The following is an 18,771-nucleotide window of genomic DNA, read 5'->3' on the forward strand; positions in this document are numbered from 1 at the left end:
CACCACGAGCGAGGAGCACGGTCATGGCCCAAGCGACACTCACGGTCTGGAAGTTCAACGACCCCGACGGGGCCGAGCGAGCCTCGCAGACCCTGCAGACCCTCGCGACCGAGGGCGTCATCACGCTCCACGACGCGGCCACCGTGTCGTGGGAGGTCGGCAAGAAGAAGCCGAAGACCCGCCAGCTCGCGTCCACCACCGGCGCCGGCGCCCTCGGAGGCGGCTTCTGGGGGCTGCTGTTCGGCCTGATCTTCTTCGTCCCGCTGCTGGGCGCCGCCCTGGGCGCCGCCACCGGCGCGCTCGCCGGGTCGCTGTCGGACGCCGGCATCGACGACCGGTTCATCAACAGGGTGCGCGACCAGGTCACCCCCGGCACCTCGGCCCTGTTCGTGATGACCTCCGACGTCGTCGTCGACAAGGTGAAGGACGCGTTCGCGGGCCACGCCCCCGACGACCTGATCTTCACCAACCTCAGCGACGACCAGGAGGCCGCGCTCCGGGACGTGTTCGCGGCCGCCTGAGTGGATCCGGGGCGAGAGCCGTGAAGGACGACGAGAGGCAGCGCGCCTACCGGAGCCCGGCGCTCACGGTGTGGCGCTACGACACCCCACTCGGGGCGGACGCCGGCGCCGTACGGCTCAAGAGCCTGCAGGAGCGGGACGCCCTCACCGTCCACGACGCCATCACGGTCGCCTGGATGCCGGGGGCGCACCAGCCGCGGATCGGCCACCTGCGCCACACCACCGCCGGCGCTGCCGGCAAGGGGTCGGTCCTCGGAGCACTCATCGGCACGCTCGTCCTCGCCCCGGCCGTCGGCGCGGCGGCCGGGGCCGGGGTCGCCGCGCTCGCCCAGCGGCTGCGCGGCACCGGCATCGACCAGCAGTTCCTCGAAGAGGTCATCGGTCACCTGGAGCCCGGCTCGTCCGCCCTGCTGGTGCTGACCAGCGATGCCGACCTCGACCACGTCCGCCCCGTCGTCGAGCGCGGCATCGCGCGCGGCGACGTGGTCCTCCTGCACGCCCGGCTCGCCGAGGACGCCCCCGCGGCCCTGCGCGCGGTCGTCGCCGACCTCGCGCCCCGCGACGCGTCGGACCCCCGAGAAGGAGAATCCCGATGACCAGCACCCACGCCCCCGGAAGCGGCGACCCGGCCTGGGTCGACCCCGAGGACCGCGGACTCGCGTACGGCGTCGGCGCCTTCGCCGGCGTCCTGCTCGCCGCCTTCGCGTCGATGAAGCTGCTGGAGGGCCTTCAACGCACTGGTCGTGTGGGCGCTCGCCAGCCAGCTGCGCAGCCGCTGAGCTCCTTGTTCTGGCGCTCGCGGGCCGGGGTCACCCGAAGCGGGTGAGCATCCGGGCCGGGTGCCGCTCCTAGCGTCCGTCGCCATGAGCACCCATACGTCCGGTCGGGCCCACGACCACTCGACGAGCGGCCTGGTCGCCCTCGGCACCACCGCCTTCGCCGGCGTCATGCTGGCCACCGTCGCCCTCTTCCAGATCCTGGAGGGCATCGCCGCCATCGGCGAGGACAGCGTCTTCGTCACCGGCCTCGACTACGTCTACAAGCTCGACGTCACGACCTGGGGCTGGATCCACCTCGTGGTCGGCGTGATCGGCCTGGCCACCGCCGTCGGCATCCTTGCGGCGCAGGCCTGGGGGTACGTCGCCGGCATCGCGATCGCGACCGTCGGGGCAGTCACCAACTTCGCGTTCCTGCCGTTCTACCCGTTCTGGTCGATCGTGGTCCTGTCGTTCAACATCCTGGTCATCTGGGCGCTGTGCCGGCAGCTCGGCGCCGCGAAGTAGCCGGGCGGTACAAGATTGCACGACCCACGAGGGGGTGACGGCGCCGCGAGAGCGGCTTACCCTCGTGATTGCCGAGGATGGGGCCCCGGCACACGTGCACGGCTCGGGGGCGAGGGCCTGGCACCGACCAGCGTGACCACTGTGTTGACCCGGCTCGTGGCGGGCTCGACGCACTGGGGGGATGCATCGGCACGTACGACCGGGCGGCTCCGGCGAAGGGCTGCCCCATGATCTCCTCCCCATTCCCCACCACCCCGTTCCCACCCGTCCGCGTAGGACCGCGGCTGCCGCGCACCTACGTCCCCCGCGCCTCGTTCTGGGCCCAGCTCGACGAGGCGACCCGGGGCCCGGTGACGCTGGTCGTCGCACCTGCCGGAGCCGGGAAGACCCTCGGCGTCGGCGGCTGGCTGGACCGACGTGCGGCACCGGCCCGCTGGGTCACCGCCGACGTGAGCTGGGACTCCGGCCGGTTCCGGAGCCTGCTGGCCCCCGGCTCGCCCGGGCTCCTGGTCGTCGACGACGCCCACCTGCTGCCGCCGTCCGCGGTGGGCCTGATCGACGAGCGGCTCAGCCAGGACCCCGAGTCCCTGCGCGTCCTGCTCCTCAGCCGGTGGGACCTGCGTCTTCGGCGACTGGTCCCGGAGCTCCTCGGCCACCTCACGGTCCTGCGCGGCGACGTGCTCCGCCTGGACGAGCCCGAGTCCGCGGCGATGGTGGCCGCGCACGCCCGGACCCAGGACCCCGAGGTGGTGGCGACCATCGGTGCCCACGCCCAGGGCTGGTGCGCCGCCGTCGTCCTGATGTCGCGCGCCGTCGCGACCGCGCCCGACCCGGCCGCGGCCGCCCGCCGCTACGCCGGCATCGACGCCCGGGTCGCCGACCGGGTCGCCAGCGAGGTGTTCTCCGCCCTCCGCCCGCCCGAGCGGCACCTGCTGCTGTGCGTGGCCCCCGAGGGCGAGGTGTCGGTCTCGACCGCCCGTCACCTCTCGCACGACCCGCGTGCCGGCGAGATCCTCGACGACCTGGAGACCACCGGCCTCCTGGTGACCCGCGTCGGGAGCGACGACGGCTCCGACCGCCGGCGCCCCGGCTGGTCCGACGAGCACGACCCGCGCTACCGGATCCACCCGCTCCTGGCCGAGGTGATCCGGCGGCGGATGGCCGCGGGCGGCGTCGACGTCGCCCAGGCCCGCTCGACCGTGGTCCGGGCCGTCGGCCTCGACATCGAGCGCGGCGAGACCGCGCGCGCGTTCGACCGGCTGGTGGCCGTCCACGAGCACGGCCGGGCCGCCGACCTGCTGGCGGCCGAGGGCGTCACGATGGTGATGCGCGGGCAGGGCGACGCCGTCGCCCGCTTCGTCCGGGCCCACCCCGACGTCGTCGCCGACCATCCCGGCACCTGGTTCCCGATCGCCGTCGAGCGCTGGGTGGGCAGCGACGTGGAGAGCGCCCGGCACTGGATGGACCGGGTGCTGCGGGCGGAGACGCCGGGGCCCGGGGCGGCCCGCAACGTGTGCGGGCGGGTGGCCTGCCTCCGGCTGATGCGGGCCCGGCTGGGCCTGGAGCCGCTCGGCCCGGCCGTCGAGCACGCCCGCGAGGTGGTCCGGGCGTCGCAGCGCGACGGCCTCAACGACGACGTGATGCCGCAGCTGCTGACCGAGCTCGGCATCACCCAGAACTGGACCGGCGACCTGGTCCGGGCCCAGGCCGACCTGAGCACGGCCATCGGCCTGTGCCGCAGCCGGGAGCTGCCGGTCCTGGCCATATCGGCGGCCACCCACCTCGCGATGACCGAGTACATGGCGGGCCGGGAGCGGTCCGGGCGGCAGGTCGCCACCGAGGCGGTCGGGATGCTCGGCGACGCGCTGCCGTGGCGGCCCCGCTTCGCCTGCGACCGGGCCGGGCTGGTGCTGCTCCTCACCGAGCTGGTCGACGTGCCCTGGACCCAGGAGCCCATCGACGTGCCGGACACGCCGCCGCCGGCGCACACGGCCGACCTGTGCACGCGGTTCTGGATGCGCGTGCGCGACGCCCGCCTCGCGCTCCGGGCCGGATCGGTCTCCCGCGCCGAGCAGATCCTGGAGACCCCACTCGACCTCCCGGTCGGGATCGACCAGCTCCCCGAGCACCTGCGGGTCGTGACCCTCGTCGAGCGGGCCTTCCTCGCCGCCCTGGCCACCGACGGCGACACCATCAAGGCCTGCGAGCAGGACCTCGTCGCCCTGGCGGCGACCCGGGAGGCGGCGCTGGCCGCGGGCCTGCGGGCGGACCTCGACGGGGACCTGCGGCGGGCCGCGTCCCTGTTCGCGACCGCCGCGTCCGGGGTCGGTCGCTCGCAGCCACCCGTCCGCGAGCTCGCTCTCGTCTGCGAGGCGCAGACCCTGGACGCGCTGGGCGACCGCGACCTCGCGCTCCGGCGGCTGCAGGAGGCGGCGTCCGCGACCGACGTACGACGCAATGCCGTCCCCTTCCTCGGCTGGACGCGCCACGGCACGCCCGTCGCGCCGCTGCTGCGGCAGCTGGCGGAGCAGCCGGTCTCGCCCTGGGTGCGGGAGCTCGCCGACGCCGCCGGGAGCCGGACCGACGCCGTCGCGGTCTACGCGACCACGACGGCCACGCCCCAGGAGCGCGAGCGGATCATCGGCGACCGGGTCCTGCCGGTGCTGAGCCCCCGCGAGCGCGACGTGCTCCACGAACTGGCCCGCGGGTCCACCTACGCCGACATCGCGGTCAACCTGTTCGTCTCCGAGAACACGGTCAAGACCCACGTGTCCAGCCTCTACTCGAAGCTCGCCGCCAACCGGCGCAGCGAGGCCCTCGCCGTCGCCCGGAGCCTGCACCTCCTCTAGCACTAGGAGAGGAGCAGGACCATCACCTGGTACGTCGCCCACGCCAGCGCGCTGGCCACCCCGCCGACGAGGGCGGCCAGCAGCGCGACGGCCGCCACCCCCTCGAGCAGGGTGCGGACCTGGCCGGGGTCGCGGTCGACGGGACGCGGGAGCGGGTGGGTCGACACGGCGCCAGCGTCCGGCGACCGCGGCGGTCCCGGTCCACCCGTTTCGGGCGAACCCGCCACCGCGGTCCGGTCGCAGGCTGACCGGACCCGTTCCCCGAGCCGGGAGGCCCGCCGTGTCCCACTCCGCCGAGATCCACCCTGCAGAGAACGACACCGACCCCTCCCTGCCGTACGGCGCGGTGCCGCCCGGAGCCCGCATGCTGGCCGACCACTGGGGCCTGGTCCTCGCCTACGGCCTCGTCACCCTCGGCGTCGGGGTCGTCCTGGCGGCCTGGCCGGACGAGACCCTGAAGGTGCTCGCGGTGCTGGTCGGGATCCAGTTCCTGGTCTCCGGCGTGGTCCGGATCGTCGCGGCCATCGGGGGCGCCGGCGCGATGGACGGCGGGGTCCGGGCCCTGGTCGGGCTGTCGGGCGCCCTGGCCCTGATCGTCGGGTTGCTGTGCCTGCGCGACCCGCTGCAGACGGTCGTGGCGATCGGCATCCTGCTCGGCGCCTGGTGGCTGGTCTCCGGGGTCGTCGACGTGATCGCCGCGATCGTGTCGCCGGTGCCGGGCCGCCGCGGGTGGGACATCGCGACCGGCATCCTCTCGGTGCTGGCCGGTGGCTTCCTGCTGGCCTACCCCGACCTGTCCCTCGGCGTGTTCGTCCTGGTCGCCTGCGTCTGGCTCCTCGCGACCGGACTCGCGGCCGTGGCCACCGCGTTCGTGCTGCGTTCGGCGCGCCCCCGTGGAGCCTGACGACCGCCGGGAGCGGCTCGCGGAGCTGCGGGCCGAGGTCGCGCGCCTCGAGGCGGACCAGCAGCGCGGCGGCTGGTGGCGCAGCGTCGTCGTGGTCGCCTGCCTGGTCCTCCTCGCGCTGGTCGCCCCGGCGGCGGTCGTGGCGACCTGGGCGCACGACCAGGTCGCCGACACCGACCGGTACGTCGAGACGATGGCCCCGCTCGCCGACGACCCGGCCGTCCAGCGGGCCGTCTCGGCCCGGATCACCCGCGAGCTGGTCAGCCGGCTCGATGTCCGGGCCGTCACCGGCGAGGCCGTCGACGCGCTCGCGGACGCTGGCGTACCGCCACGGGTGGCCGCCAGCCTGCACGCGCTCTCGACCCCTCTGGCGAACGGGGTCGAGAGCTTCGTCGGCGTGCAGGTGGACCGACTGGTGGCGTCCGACGAGTTCGCCGCCGCCTGGGAGCAGGCCAACCGGGAGGCGCACAGCCAGATGGTCGCCGTGCTCACCGGCGAGACCGGGCAGGGCGTCGAGGTCGAGGGCAACGCCGTGCGGCTGAACCTCGCGGTGCTGATCGACGCGGTCAAGGCCCGCCTGGTCGATGCCGGCTTCACCCTGGCCGGTCGGCTCCCGACCGTGACCGCGCAGTTCACGATCTTCGAGTCCGCCGACGTGGAGCGGGCGCAGCGCGGTTTCCGGCTGCTCTCGGCCGCCGCCCGCGTGCTGCCCGTGCTGGCCGTCGTCCTCCTCGGCGTCGCGCTGCTCACCGCCCGGCGCAAGCGCCGGACCCTGGTGGCGGCCGCCCTGGTCGTGGCCGGGTCGATGCTCGCCCTCGGCCTCGCCCTCAACGCCTTCCGGGTCGTCTACCTCGACGCGGTCCCGACCGACCGGCTGCCCGCCGACGCGGCCGGGGCGATCTACGACCAGCTCGTCTCCTTCATCCGGCTGAACCTCCGGGCGGTGCTGGTGCTCTTCCTCGCCGTCGCCGCGGCGGCCTGGGTGAGCGGACCGGGTCCCGCCCCGGTCGCCGTACGACGGGGCACCACCCGCGGCCTCGACGTCGTCCGCCACGGCTCCGACCGCACCGGCCTCGACACCGGACCGGTCGGCGCCTTCCTGGGCCGCTACCGCACCGCGATCCGCGGCACGGTCGCCGGCGTGGTCGTGCTCGCCTACGTGATGGCCGACCACCCGACCGGGGCGTGGACCCTGACCCTGCTCGTCGCGGCGGCGGTCGTCCTGCTCGTCACCGAGCTGCTGGCCCGGGACCCGATCCCACCCGTTCCGGGCGAGGAGGCGGCGCCCCCGCTCGCGGGACGGTGACGCCATGGCCACCTCCGACCCCGTCTCCTCCCGCCCCGACGCGGCGGTCCGCCTCGTCGGCCTGCTCGTCATCGTCGTCGGCGCGCTGATGGTCGTCGCCGGCGTCACGACGTACGTCGTGGTGCAGCAGACCCTCGCCGCCGAGAACATCTCCGTCTCCGACGACGCCGACTGGTTCGCCGGCAACGACGTGGCCGGACCGCTGTCGGCGTACAGCGAGGCGGCGACGATCGCCAAGCACGCCGAGGGCATCGCCGACGGCAAGACCTACGCGGAGCTCGCCCAGGACGACCCGCGTCGCGAGTCCGTCATGACCGCGTCGTTCCTGCGGGCCAGCCTCTTCACGTCCGTGGTCGCGTTCGGCGTCGCCGCCCTCGTCGTGGCGCTGGGCGCCGTGCTCGTCGCTCTGGGCTGGGCGCTGCGGCGGCTGGGCAGCGCCCCGGCCTAGCCGACCCAGCGGAAGGTGCGTCGTACCCACGCGTCCTCGACCAGCACCCGGCCGACCACGGCGGAGACGACCAGCACGCCGGCGAAGCCGACCAGCCAGGTCGCCACGGCGAGGACCAGCCCGAAGGTCCCGAACTGTTGGGCGCTCGACGTCGCGTAGCGGGGCATCACCACCGTCGACCCGGCGGCGTAGGCCACGACGGCCGCGCCGGTGACCAGCGCCGGGACGAGCAGCGGGCGCCAGGGCACCCGGCCGAAGAGCAGGAGATGCAGGGTCCACCACCACAGGACGGTCGCGAGCGCGGCCCGCAGGACCAGCCAGAACGGGTCCAGGGCGACGCCACCGACCCGGTCGTCGAGCCAGCCGACCACCGAGAGCCCCTGCATCGCGAGCAGCCAGCCCAGCAGCCACCCGAGGCAGAGCCGCCGGCCCCGGAACCCGCCGACGTGGGAGCGGCCCCACACCCGCTCGTACATCCGCTGCACCGCCCGCGCGAAGCTGGACGCCGACAGCAGGGTCAGCGCGAGGCCGAGCAGCCCGGTCTGGGTGCGGACCGCCGAGGCGTCCAGCCCGGCCGCGGTGCCGGCCACCTGATCGGTGACCAGGTCCGCGCTCGCCTCCCCCACCCCGGTCACCGACTCGAACCGGTCGATCCCCAGTGCCGTCACCTCCTGCGGCAGGAACGCCGCGAGCACCACGACCAGCGGCACCAGGGCCAGCAGCCCCTGGGCGGCGACGACCATCGACCGGTCGATGAACTCCACGCGCACCAGCTCGGCGACCACCTTCCGGACGGGCGGGACGGTGTCCAGCACCCGGGCGACGAGCGCGCGGCCCCTCGCGACCAGCCGCTCACCCGTCTCGGGTGACCCGGCGCCCCGCGCCGGCCCACCACGGTGGACCTCGTGCGGTGGCTGCGACTGCTCGGGGTCCTCGGGTCGATCCTGGTCCTGTACCTGGTGGCGCCGGTGTCCGCCGACCCGCCGGAGCGGGTGGTGGTCCGCGCCGTCATCGGGGTGGCGGCCCTGCTCGGCCTGACGGCCGGCCTGGTCGAGCAGCTGCGCCGGGCGGTCCGCGACGACGAGCGGCGCGTCGAGGGCCTGGTCGCCGCCATCGTCACCGTCCTCGTCGTCTTCGCCTATGCCTTCTACGCCCTCGAGGTCCACCGGCCCGAGCAGCTCGACGGCCTCGTCACCCGGCTCGACGCGCTCTACTTCTCCGCCTCCACCATGCTCACCGTCGGGTACGGCGACGTGCACGCCACCGGCCAGGCCGCCCGGGCCCTCGTGCTCCTGCAGATGGTCTTCGACGTCGTGTTCGTCGCCAGCGCCGCCGGGCTGCTCACGGCGCGGGTCCGCCGGGGCGCCGCCCGCCGTACCGTCAGCCGGGACGGGTGACACACCGGAACCCGAGGTGGGAGGTCGTGTCCCGGACGCCGTGGCCCTGCCGGGCGGCGGGCCGGTAGCGGCGGCAGTAGTACGGCGAGCAGAGGTGCGAGCCGCCCTTGGTGACCATCCGGTCGGTCTCGCGCAGCGCCTCCGGCGCCGGTCGTACGGCGCCGCCGCAGCAGGGCGAGGACGCGGGCTCGGGCGGCGCGAGCCGGTCGCGGTGGTCGGGCGTCCACGGCGTCCGGGTCCACTCCCAGACGTTGCCGACCATGTCGTAGAGCCCGTAGCCGTTGGCCGGGTACGACGCGACCGGGCTGGTCCGGTCGTGCCCGACCGGGTCCTCGCTGCGCCAGGGGAACGGCCCCTGCCAGGTGTTGGCCATCACCCGGCCGGCCGGGGCCAGCTCGTCCCCCCACGCGTAGTCGGCCCCGACCAGGCCGCCGCGGGCGGCGTGCTCCCACTCGGCCTCGGTGGCCAGGTCCTTCCCGGCCCAGCGGGCATAGGCCAGGGCGTCCTCCCAGCCGACGTGCACGACGGGGTGGTCGGGCAGCTCGCGCCAGGTCGGCCCATCGCCCGGCTGCCGCCACTGCGCGCCGGGCTGCCAGCGCCACCACCGGGTCCAGTCGTCGAGCGGCACCGGGCCGTGCGGCTGGGTGAACACCTGCGAGCCCGGCACCAGCAGCTCGGGGTCGGCGCCCGGGAAGTCGGCCGGGTCGAGCTTGCGCTCGGCGACGGTCACGTGCCCGGTCTCGGCGACGAAGGCGGCGTACTCGGCGTTGGTCACCGGGTGCGGGTCCCACCGGACGTCGCCGACCTCCACCTCGACGACCGGCCGCTCCTCGGCGTAGAAGCGGTCGCTGCCGAGCAGGTCGAGACCGCCGGGGACGAGCACCATGGGGTCGTCGTACCACGCCGCGGCGGGCCGCCCGCCTCACCCGGCTCGGGTGAGCCCGGTGCCGCCGCGCCCGCGGTTGGCTGCCGCGTGTGATCCCCCACCTGGCGCCGACGCTGCGTGGCTACCAGCGGGGCTGGCTGCGGCCCGACATCCTCGCCGGGCTCGCGGCGGGGACCGTGGTGGTCCCGCAGGCGATGGCCTACGCGACCATCGCCGGGCTCCCGGTCGAGGTCGGGCTCTACACCTGCCTGGCCCCGATGGTCGCCTACGCCCTGGTGGGCGGCGCACGAGCCGTCAGCGTGTCGACCACGTCGACCATCGCCGTGCTGGTCGCGACCACCCTGGCCGGCCTCGAGATCGGCGACCAGGACGAGCTGCTCGGCGCCGCGTTCACGCTGACCTTCCTGGTCGGGCTGTGCCTGCTCGCGATGCGACTCTTCCGGCTGGGGTCGCTGGTCGAGTCGATCTCGCCGGCCACCCTGACCGGGGTCCGGATCGGGGTCGGCCTCACCGTCGCGGCCAGCCAGCTGCCGGCCCTGCTGGGCGTGGCCGCCGACCCGGACGGCGGCGGCTTCTTCGCCACCGTCGCCGACGCGATAGGCCGGGTCCCCGACGCCGACCCGGCCACGGTGCTGGTGTCCGCCGCCGCCGTCGGCGTGCTGCTCGTGCTGCGCCGGTGGGCCCCCCAGGTCCCCGGGCCGCTGGTGGTCGTCGCCGGTGCGGTCGTGCTGGTGGCGACGACCGACGTCGAGCGCACCGTCGGGCTCATCGACCCGGTGCCGTCCGGTCTGCCCGGGCTGTCGCTGCCGGTGCCGGGCGACGCGGTCGACCTGCTGCCCGGTGCGCTGGCGATCGCGGTGATGGCGTTCCTCGAGACGGTCCTCGTCGCCCGGACCAACCGCCGCCGCGACGAGCCGCCGATCGACACCGACCAGGAGCTGCTCGCCACCGGGATCGCGTCGCTGGCCGGCGGCCTCACCCAGACCCTGCCGCCCGCGGGCGGCTTCTCGCAGTCGGCGGTCAACCTGCGCTCGGGCGCCCGCACCCAGCTCTCGACCGTGGTCACGGCCGCCCTGGCGCTGCTGGTCGCGCTGCTCCTCGCCCCGGTGCTCGACGACCTGCCGCGCGCCGTGCTCGCCGCGATGGTGCTGGTGGCCATCCTCGGCCTCCTCGACCCCCGCGAGCTCGTCGTCTACGCCCGCATCGACCGCGCGGAGCTCTGGGTCGCCCTGGTCGTCGCGGCCCTCGGCCTGACCGGCGGGATGCTCCTCGGCGTGGCCGTCGGGGTGGCGCTGACGCTGGTGCTCGTGGTCCGCTCGGTCAACCAGCCCCGCGTCGCCCCGTCGTACGACGGACCGCCGGACGCGCTGTCCCTGCGCCTGACCGGCGGGCTCTACACCGGCAACGCCCGGTCGACCCACGACGAGGCGCTGCGCCTGGTCCGGGCGGCCGACCCCGCCCGTGTCGTGCTCGACGCGGCCGCGGTCACCCGGGTGACCATCCCGTTGATCGACACCGTCCGGGCGCTCCGCGACGAGCTGGCCGGCGACGGGATCGCCCTGACACTGACCGGGCTGCGGCCGGAGGTGCTGGAGGTGCTGCGCCGGTCGGACTGGTTCGTCGGCGCCGAGCAGGCCGGGCTGCTCGGCGCCCGATGAACCTCAGTCCCGGGCCATCGCGGCGTGGAACTCGCGCTCCAGGTCGACGTACACGTCGTCGCCGATGTTGATCTCGACCACCCGGATCCGCCCGCCCGTGAAGGCGTACGGCGCGTCGTACTCCGCCGAGACCGGGTCGGAGCTGTCCCGGCCCACGGTCAGCCCCTCGCCGCAGAGGGCGAACTGGCCCGGCTGGGTCCGCCAGTCGCTCTTGGCGACGGCCAGGTCGTCGACGTAGAGCGTGGCCGTGCCGAGCGCCTCACCGTGCTCGCCGTGGCCCTCCTTGGCGAAGTCCATCCCGAGCACGTGCGGGCCCAGGGTCAGCTCGTCGGCCGACACCAGGTGCTGCTCGGGGGCGAGGCCGAGGAAGTTGTAGACGTAGTGCAGCCGGCGGTCCTTCACGAACAGCGAGTGCCCGCCGAACCGGGCGCCGTTGGCGATCACCACCCCGTGCGCGTCGGGGTCGTCGAGGTCGACCTGGGCCAGGATCTTGAACGAGCGCCCCTTGATCTGCGCGGCGGCGAACTCCGGCACCGGCGAGGTGTTCGGGTAGTAGCGGTAGACCCCGCCCTCGGGGAGGTCCGCGACCGGGAGGCTCTTGATCAGGTCCGCCACCGAGCGGTTGTCGAGGGGCAGCACGTCGTACTTGCCGGCCTCGACGTACCAGAGGTTGACCAGCTCCTTGACCTTGTCGGGGTACTCCGCGGCGAGGTCGTGCAGCTCGGCCCGGTCCTCCTCCGAGCGGTAGAGCTCCCAGGTCTCGTTGACGAAGTCGGTCGCGGTCCCGCCCTCGTTGGGGGCGCGCCGGGCGACGACGTGCCAGCCGTCGTGCCACAGCGCCCGGGTGCCGAACATCTCGTAGTACTGGATGACCTTGCGGGTCGGCCCGTCGCCCTCGAACGAGTACCGCATCGACACCCCCGGCAGCGCGGACTGGTCGTAGCCCTGGACGGTGTCCGGCATCTCCAGGCCGATGCACTCCAGCAGCGTCGGGACGACGTCGACCGCGTGGTGGTACTGCGTGCGCACCTCGCCGCGGGCGGTGATGCCGCGCGGCCAGGAGATGACCAGCGGGTCGGCCACGCCGCCCTGGTAGGTGTAGCGCTTGAACATCTTGAACGGCGCCGAGAAGGCCGTCGCCCAGCCGGTCGGGTAGTGGTTGTACGTCGCCGGCGAGCCGAGGACGTCGACCTGGGCCAGGTTCTCCTCCAGGTCGTCGGGCCAGGCGTTGAAGAACTTGTTCTCGTTGACCGACCCGTTCGGGGTGCCCTCGCCCGACGCCCCGTTGTCGGCGCAGTAGAGGATGATCGTGTTGTCGAGCTGCCCGGTCTCCTCCAGGAAGTCCACGATCCGGCCGACCTGCGCGTCGGTGTACTCCGAGAACCCGGCGTACACCTCGGCCATCCGGGCGAACAGCCGCCGCTCCTCGGCGTTCAGCTCGGCCCACGGCCGCACGTGGTCCAGCGGTACGGCGGCCTGGGCGTCCAGCGGGTTGATCTCGCTGAGCTCGGTGCCCTCGGGCAGGATGCCGCGCTCGACCATCCGCGGCAGCACCCACTCGCGGTAGGCCTCGTAGCCGTTGTCGAACTGCCCGGCGTACTTGGCGATGTAGTCCTCCGGGGCGTGGTGCGGCGCGTGGTTGGCGCCGGGGCAGAACCAGAGGTACCAGGGCTTGTCCGGAGCCGAGGTGCGGCTGTCGGCGATGAACGAGATGGCCTTGTCGGCGAGGTCCTTCGACAGGTGGTAGCCGTCCTCGGGCCCGTACGGCTGGTCGACGTAGTGGTTGTCCTCGGCCAGCGTCGGGAACCAGTTGTTGGTTTCGCCGCCGATGAACCCGTAGAACCGGTCGAAGCCGCGGGCCAGGGGCCAGTTGCGCCGGGTGGCGCCGACCGCCCACTCGTCTACCGGGATGTTGTGGTTCTTGCCGACCCAGTAGGTGTTGTAGCCGTGCTCGCGGAGCACCTCGCCGATGGTCGCGTTCTCCATCGGGATGTGGCCGGTGTGCCCCGGGAACCCCTGCGCCCCCTCCGAGATCTGGGCGAAGCCGTTCTGGTGGTGGTTGCGTCCGGTGAGCAGGCATGAGCGGGTCGGCGAGCACAGCGCCGTGGTGTGCCACTGCGTGTAGGTCAGCCCCTGGTCGGCCAGCCGCTGCATCGTCGGCATGTTGATCCGGCCGCCGTACGGCGACCACGCCGCGAGCCCGGTGTCGTCGTACAGGACGAGCAGGACGTTGGGCGCGCCCTCCGGGGCGGACGGCTCCCGGAACGGCGTCCAGTCGGCGACCGAGTCGCGGACGTCGAGGTTGATCACTCCCTGGAATGGCTTCGTCATGCCGCCACGGTGAGCCCGCCCGCTTCCGGGCGGGCTCACCCGATCCAGGTGACTACCGCTTCGCCCGGGTCACCTTGATCCTCGCGGTCGTCGACGCCTTCTCGGTGAGCGTGTCACCGAGGTAGGTCACCGTCGCGCGGACCGTCCCCGGCTTGGTCAGCCTGACCAGCCGCACCGTCGCCCGGCCGCCCTTCAGCGTGGCCGCGTAGGTCCTCGTGCCGACCTTGACCGTGACCCTGCCGGACGGCGTGAGACCGGGCGCGGTGACGGTGACCGTGACCTTGGCCCTGGTCTTCCTGGCCACGACCTTGCCCGGCGCGACCTTGGCGGTGACCGTGGCGACAGCCTTGCGGACCGTGAGCTTCGCGGCCGCGCTGGTGCTCGGCAGGGTCGCCGCGCTGCCGAGGTAGCGGGCGGTGACGATCTGCGAGCCGACCGCGGTGAACGGACCGACGGTGCCCGTCGCCCGGCCGCCGACCAGGGTCAGGTTCGCCCGCTTCACCCCGCCGACCAGCAGCTCGACCGTGCCGGTCGGCGTCGGGCCGGCGGAGGCCACGGTCACCGTGACCCCGGCCGTGCCCCGTCGTACGGCGACGGCGGAGGGAGCGATCCTGACGGACGTCGTCGACGACGCCGCGGAGACGGTGATCGGGAGCTCGACGGTGGTCCCGGTCTTGTTGCCGACGATGCGCAGGGTCGTCGCGCCCAGCGGCGCGTCGGCCGGGACCGTCGCGCGGACCGCCGCGGTGCCGTACTCGTCGGAGACGGCGTTGCCGACCGTGTTGTCCACCGGGAACGACGCCAGGCGCTTGCCCCCCAGCGACACGGCCACCGAGCTGTCCTTCAGGTCGGCGGTCGACGGGAAGGCCAGCGACGAGAGGTCGACGGCCAGCGCCCCACCGAGGGGGTACGACGCGGGCGCGCCGCCCGGGATCGTCACGCCGACCGCGTGCTGCGCGCGGCCGGGGACCAGCGGGCTGCCGCCGGCGGCCGGGTCGGCGTGCTCGTCGAGGTAGTCGAGCAGCGCTTCCAGGACCGGCGTGCCGGTGTCCTGCTTGTCGGTCGCGCCGAGGAACGCGCGGAAGTTGTCGCCGCCGGCGGCCAGCGTCGAGTCGACCGCGACCGAGTACGACGCGGTCGGGGAGATCGGCTCGCCGTCGAGCCACATGCCGGTGATCCGGGAGCCCTCGGGAGCGCTCGGGTCGTGGGTCGAGGTGAAGCCGGCCGACGTCCCGAGGCGCAGGAACGGCACGGACGGGATGCCGCCACCGGCGCTGCGCTGCCACTGCTGCTCCAGCACGGCCTTCAGCTGGGTGCCGGTCAGGCTCAGGGTCACCAGGGTGTCGGACGAGGGCTGGGCCGCGGCCGCCTGCTGGTAGGTCAAGACGGCCGGGAAGCTGGTCGCGCCACCCGCCAGGTCGCCGCCCAGGGAGCCGGGTCGCACCAGGGCGAGCTGGGTGTCGCCGGTGGCCCACTTCTGCACGTCGGCCACCAGGTGGCCCAGGGTGGACTCGCCCCCCGGGTTCACGGTCGTGCCGTTGGCGCGGGTGGCCCGGGTGAACGGGGCCGCCACCTGCGCGACGTCGACGTCGGGCTTGAGCCGGATCGCCCGGAAGGAGACGTGGTCGGAGCCGGCAGGGTTCTCGAGCCCGATGAAGCCGGTGGTCGAGACGGGCTCCGGCAGGTCGAGGGTGTTGACCAGGGTGCCGTTGAGGTGGACCCGGACCCGCGAGCCGGTCAGCCGGATGGAGTAGGTGTTCCACTGGCCGACGACCGGCTTCAGCGCGGCGGCGACCTTCTCGGCGTCGGCGGGCTTGGCGGTGCCGCCGGTGGGCACGATCGCGCCGGTGCTCGTCCCGATCGGGATGCGGAAGCCGCCCGCGGGGTCCGCGCCGCCCCGACTGCCGGAGGCGACGTACACGCTGGAGACGGCGTCCGCGTCACCGCGGCGCCAGTCGAGCTCCAGGGTGTAGGGACCCTGCTGCTGCGTCGTGAGCCAGGTGGCGCCGCGACCGCGGAAGCCGCGGATCGTGCAGTCGGTCTGGCGGCCGAAGCCGCCCGCCCCGGCCTTGCGCCAGCCGTCGAAGGTCGCGAAGGTGCCGTCGAAGAGACTGGTCCAGCCGGTCTCCGGCGCGGTCGCCGGGCACGGGTCGGGCGCGGTGCCGCCGACCTGGATGGCGTCGAAGTTGAGCCGGCAGATCTCCTGGCCCCGATCGCACTGCACGGCGATCGTGTTCGGGCCCTGGTTGAGGGTCACGGTGGCCGTGGAGAAGCGCCAGGCCTCCCAGTTCTCGAGGCTGGTGATCGGGTAGCTCACCTGCTGGCGGCTGCCGCCGTTGGTGAGCAGCCCCATCGCGCGGGTGACGTTCTCCTCCGGCGTGAGCGGCCCGGCCGCGTAGCGGATGTAGACCGGGTAGGTCCCGGCCGCGGGCGCGTTGACGGTCATCGTCGACTGCATGCCGGTCTCGCGGAAGGTGTAGGACCCGGTGCCCGAGAAGTTGCCGTGGTCGCCGGAGTTGAGGGCCGGTCCCCCGCTGATCACGCCGTCCTCGACCTCCAGCCAGGCGATCACCTCGTCGCCGACGGCCGCGGTGGCCGGGGCTGCGGTGACGGCGAGCGCCGTGAGGGGGACGGACAGGGCCGCGACCAGGACGGCGGCTCGCTGGAGAGATCTGCGCAGCACGTTCATGGAACTCCTCGCTTGGGGTGGCGGCCCGAACGTATGGCGCCGATCACACAGAGTCAAGAACTGAGTCCAGACTTGTGAACACTTCTCCGACATCGTTCACGTATGCGAACTCTTGGCGATCCTGCCAGGATGAGCGGGTGCGTCGTGCCGTGGCTCCCCTGCTCGCCGTCACCGTCGCGCTCGTACTGGCCGACTCGGCGGTGGTCACCCTCGCGCTGCCCGACATCCTCGTGCACCTCGACGCGACGGTCGGCCAGGTCGCGTGGGTGCTGATCTCCTTCAACCTGGTGCTCGGCCTCGGCGCCGTCCCGACCGCGATGGCCGCCGCGCGCGCCCGGCCGCAGGTCCTCGGCGCCGTCGGCATCGCGGTCTTCGCCGCCGCCTCGGCGTGGTGCGCCGTGGCCGGCTCGATCGACGTGCTGATCGCGGCCCGCTGCATCCAGGCGGTCGGCGGGGCCCTGGCCCTCGTGGGGTGCCTGGAGCTCCTGGTCGCGAAGTGGGGCGAGCGGCGCGGCGTCGCCGCGTGGGTCACGGCCGGCGTCATCGGCACGGCGGCCGGACCGGTCGCGGGCGGGCTGCTCACCCAGGCGATCTCGTGGCAGGCCATCTTCGTGGTGCAGGTGCCGTTCGCCGTCCTCGCGGTCCCGGCCGCGCTCGCGGTCGCCGCCGTACCCGAGCAGGAGCCGGACCGGCACCGGCCCGCCCTGCGCCCCAACCTCACCCTGGCCCTGCTGTCCGCGGCGCTCACCGCGGCGCTGTTCCTGCTGGTGCTGCTGCTGGTCCAGGGCTGGCGACACTCCCCCGCGACCGCGGCCCTGACCGTGTCCGTGGTGCCGATCGCCGCGCTCGCCGCCGGGCCGCTGGCGCGGCTGCTGCGCACGCCCCCGCAGGTCGAGGTCGGGGTCGGCTGCTTCCTGGTCGCCGGCGGCCTGGTCGCGCTGGCCATCCCGCCGTCGTCCCATCTCGCCTGGACCGTCGCGCCGCAGGCGCTGGTCGGCCTGGGCCTGGGCCTCACCGTCGACCGGCTCACCGCCCAGGCGATGGAGCTGCGGCTGCCACGGGCCCGGCACGCCGGCTGGACGATCGGCGCCCGCCACGTCGGCGTCGTCGTCGGGCTGGCGATCCTGACCCCGGTCTTCACCGCGGACCTCCAGGACGCCCAGGAGCCCGCCGAGCAGGCGATCACGGCCCTGGTCATCGACGCCCCGCTGCGCGCGGAGGACAAGATCGCGGTCGCCCGCGCGCTCGGCGACGAGCTCGCCGACCAGCAGGGCCAGGTCCCTGACCTGCACCCGGCCTTCGCGAGCCTGGACCTCGCTGCCTCCGAGCAGCCGGCCGCGGAGCAGCTCGAGCGCGACCTCGACGAGCAGCTGGAGCGCGCCGCCACCCGGGCGTTCCGCGACTCGTTCCTGATCGGCGCCGGACTGGCGCTGCTCGCCCTGCTGACCGTGGTGCTCGGCGCGGTCCGGCCCCGCTCCCGGGAGACCGCATGAGCGCCGCGGCCCGGGCGCTCGGCCTGCCGGTCGCCGCGGCCGTCCTGGTCGCCGGCGTGATCGGCGTCCAGCTCGCCGGCGGGGGCGGCTCCTTCGAGCCCCTCCGGACCGTCGACCCGTGCGTCGAGCGCACCGTCACCTCGCGCTCCGACGGCATCGAGGGGCTCACCGAGCGGCTGGTGCTGCTCGGCGTCGACGGCGCCGCCTGCCGGCTCTCCGTCAGCCGCGAGGCACTGACGCTCGAGCTCGGTCAGGGCGGCGAGCGCAGCGACGCGGAGATCGAGGCGCTGCGCGACGGGCTGCGGGACGCCGTACGACGGCTGGACGAGGAGGGCACACTCCCCCCGGCCTCCGAGCTGGTCGGCGAGGCCCTGGACTCGGCCGACCTCAACCGGTTCCTGAAGGCCGCGATCCGCGCCCTCCCGGACTCCGTCGTGAATGCCGCACTGAAGACCGACGACGTCCTGCTCCGCACCGTCGACGACCTCGACCTGCGCGAGCTGCTCGGCAACCTCGAGGACCAGGGCGACCTGAACGCCCAGCTCGAGACCGCGGTGACCCAGGCCGTCAAGGACTCGCTCGCCGACCGGGTCCGCGACCTGGTCTGACCGACGCCGGCGCGCTCAACCCGACGCCCGCGCCAGCCTGGCCCGCAGGCGTCGTACCTCCTCCTCCAGCGCGAGGACCCGGCCCACGCCGGCGAGGTTGAGACCTTCCGCAAGCAGCTCGCGGACCCGGTGCAGCCGCTCGATGTCCGCCGGGCTGTAGAGCCTCGTGCCCCCCGACGTGCGGGCCGGATCGACCAGTCCGCGGCGTTCGTAGACCCGGAGGTTCTGGATCTCCATCGACACCATCTCGGCCGCGACGGAGATCGCGAAGACCCCTCGATTTCTCTCGCTCACGGACTTGAGTCTGACGCATCATCTGGGTATATAAAACCTGTAACCGTTGATACAGGTTCGACGGACTTACGCAGGACGTCGACCACCCTTCACAGAGAGGAAGA

The 18,771-nt window shown here is 74.1% G+C and carries 18 protein-coding genes; 12 read left to right on the forward strand and 6 right to left on the reverse strand.

From position 1 onward, the window contains the following. Positions 1-23: 23 nt before the first annotated feature. The 5 genes from BLT76_RS17075 (at position 24) to BLT76_RS17095 (ending at position 4,653) form a co-directional block, all read left to right on the forward strand. A complete protein-coding gene (locus BLT76_RS17075) occupies positions 24-521 on the forward strand; it encodes a DUF1269 domain-containing protein (RefSeq protein ID WP_090858848.1) in 498 nt (165 codons plus the stop codon). Positions 522-541: 20 nt separating this feature from the next. Further along, positions 542-1,117, forward strand: coding sequence for a DUF1269 domain-containing protein (locus BLT76_RS17080; RefSeq protein ID WP_090858851.1), 576 nt, complete (start codon positions 542-544; stop codon positions 1,115-1,117). Next, on the forward strand, positions 1,114-1,347 hold the full coding sequence (locus tag BLT76_RS17085; RefSeq protein WP_090858857.1) for a hypothetical protein: 234 nt from the start codon (positions 1,114-1,116) through the stop codon (positions 1,345-1,347). Before BLT76_RS17080 ends, BLT76_RS17085 begins: the two co-directional genes overlap by 4 nt. A 37-nt stretch (positions 1,348-1,384) precedes the next feature. Continuing rightward, positions 1,385-1,804, forward strand: coding sequence for a DUF7144 family membrane protein (locus BLT76_RS17090; RefSeq protein WP_090858860.1), 420 nt, complete (start codon positions 1,385-1,387; stop codon positions 1,802-1,804). 227 nt (positions 1,805-2,031) lie between these two features. Further along, positions 2,032-4,653, forward strand: coding sequence for a helix-turn-helix transcriptional regulator (locus BLT76_RS17095; RefSeq protein ID WP_090858863.1), 2,622 nt, complete (start codon positions 2,032-2,034; stop codon positions 4,651-4,653). Positions 4,654-4,655: 2 nt separating this feature from the next. On the opposite strand, the gene BLT76_RS25785 is transcribed toward BLT76_RS17095, so the two are convergent. Beyond that, positions 4,656-4,820, reverse strand: coding sequence for a hypothetical protein (locus BLT76_RS25785; RefSeq protein WP_170867111.1), 165 nt, complete (start codon positions 4,818-4,820; stop codon positions 4,656-4,658). Positions 4,821-4,933: 113 nt separating this feature from the next. On the opposite strand from BLT76_RS25785, the gene BLT76_RS17100 reads away from it, so the two are divergent. Genes BLT76_RS17100 through BLT76_RS17110 form a run of 3 tightly spaced genes read left to right on the forward strand, consistent with a single transcriptional unit; the run spans position 4,934 to position 7,311 of the window. Further along, positions 4,934-5,557, forward strand: a complete 624-nt coding sequence (locus BLT76_RS17100) for an HdeD family acid-resistance protein (protein ID WP_090858866.1) — start codon at positions 4,934-4,936, stop codon at positions 5,555-5,557. After that, positions 5,547-6,863, forward strand: a complete 1,317-nt coding sequence (locus tag BLT76_RS17105) for an uL29 family ribosomal protein (RefSeq protein WP_090858869.1) — start codon at positions 5,547-5,549, stop codon at positions 6,861-6,863. Before BLT76_RS17100 ends, BLT76_RS17105 begins: the two co-directional genes overlap by 11 nt. Before the next feature lie 4 nt (positions 6,864-6,867). Further along, a complete protein-coding gene (locus BLT76_RS17110; protein WP_090858872.1) occupies positions 6,868-7,311 on the forward strand; it encodes a hypothetical protein in 444 nt (147 codons plus the stop codon). Here BLT76_RS17110 and BLT76_RS17115 read toward each other — a convergent pair. Then, complete coding sequence (locus tag BLT76_RS17115; RefSeq protein ID WP_090858875.1) at positions 7,308-8,126, reverse strand: hypothetical protein; 819 nt, start codon at positions 8,124-8,126, stop codon at positions 7,308-7,310. The genes BLT76_RS17110 and BLT76_RS17115 overlap by 4 nt on opposite strands. Positions 8,127-8,216: 90 nt before the next feature. On the opposite strand from BLT76_RS17115, the gene BLT76_RS17120 reads away from it, so the two are divergent. Continuing rightward, a complete protein-coding gene (locus BLT76_RS17120) occupies positions 8,217-8,708 on the forward strand; it encodes a potassium channel family protein (RefSeq protein WP_170867112.1) in 492 nt (163 codons plus the stop codon). On the opposite strand, the gene BLT76_RS17125 is transcribed toward BLT76_RS17120, so the two are convergent. Further along, positions 8,692-9,594 carry a formylglycine-generating enzyme family protein gene (locus BLT76_RS17125; protein ID WP_090858880.1) on the reverse strand — a complete coding sequence of 301 codons (903 nt, stop codon included), beginning with the start codon at positions 9,592-9,594 and terminating at the stop codon, positions 8,692-8,694. The genes BLT76_RS17120 and BLT76_RS17125 overlap by 17 nt on opposite strands. A gap of 89 nt (positions 9,595-9,683) precedes the next feature. Between BLT76_RS17125 and BLT76_RS17130 the strand changes: the two genes are divergently transcribed. Beyond that, complete coding sequence (locus BLT76_RS17130) at positions 9,684-11,252, forward strand: SulP family inorganic anion transporter (RefSeq protein ID WP_211753029.1); 1,569 nt, start codon at positions 9,684-9,686, stop codon at positions 11,250-11,252. 3 nt (positions 11,253-11,255) lie between these two features. On the opposite strand, the gene BLT76_RS17135 is transcribed toward BLT76_RS17130, so the two are convergent. Both BLT76_RS17135 and BLT76_RS17140 read right to left on the reverse strand, forming a co-directional pair. Continuing rightward, entirely contained in the window at positions 11,256-13,583 is a 2,328-nt protein-coding gene (locus BLT76_RS17135; RefSeq protein ID WP_090858886.1) for an arylsulfatase, read from the reverse strand. Positions 13,584-13,635: 52 nt separating this feature from the next. Then, positions 13,636-16,272, reverse strand: coding sequence for a 5'-nucleotidase C-terminal domain-containing protein (locus BLT76_RS17140; RefSeq protein WP_170867113.1), 2,637 nt, complete (start codon positions 16,270-16,272; stop codon positions 13,636-13,638). A gap of 137 nt (positions 16,273-16,409) precedes the next feature. Here BLT76_RS17140 and BLT76_RS17145 point away from each other — a divergent pair, with 137 nt between their 5' ends. Beyond that, a complete protein-coding gene (locus tag BLT76_RS17145; RefSeq protein WP_090858892.1) occupies positions 16,410-17,765 on the forward strand; it encodes an MFS transporter in 1,356 nt (451 codons plus the stop codon). Then, positions 17,762-18,373 carry a hypothetical protein gene (locus BLT76_RS17150; RefSeq protein ID WP_090858895.1) on the forward strand — a complete coding sequence of 204 codons (612 nt, stop codon included), beginning with the start codon at positions 17,762-17,764 and terminating at the stop codon, positions 18,371-18,373. The genes BLT76_RS17145 and BLT76_RS17150 overlap by 4 nt, the downstream gene beginning before the upstream one ends. A gap of 15 nt (positions 18,374-18,388) precedes the next feature. Here BLT76_RS17150 and BLT76_RS17155 read toward each other — a convergent pair whose 3' ends face one another. Beyond that, positions 18,389-18,667, reverse strand: a complete 279-nt coding sequence (locus BLT76_RS17155) for a MerR family transcriptional regulator (RefSeq protein ID WP_090858899.1) — start codon at positions 18,665-18,667, stop codon at positions 18,389-18,391. Positions 18,668-18,771 lie beyond the last annotated feature (104 nt).

Source organism: Nocardioides lianchengensis (assembly GCF_900101465.1).
GTDB classification, from domain to species: domain Bacteria; phylum Actinomycetota; class Actinomycetes; order Propionibacteriales; family Nocardioidaceae; genus Nocardioides; species Nocardioides lianchengensis.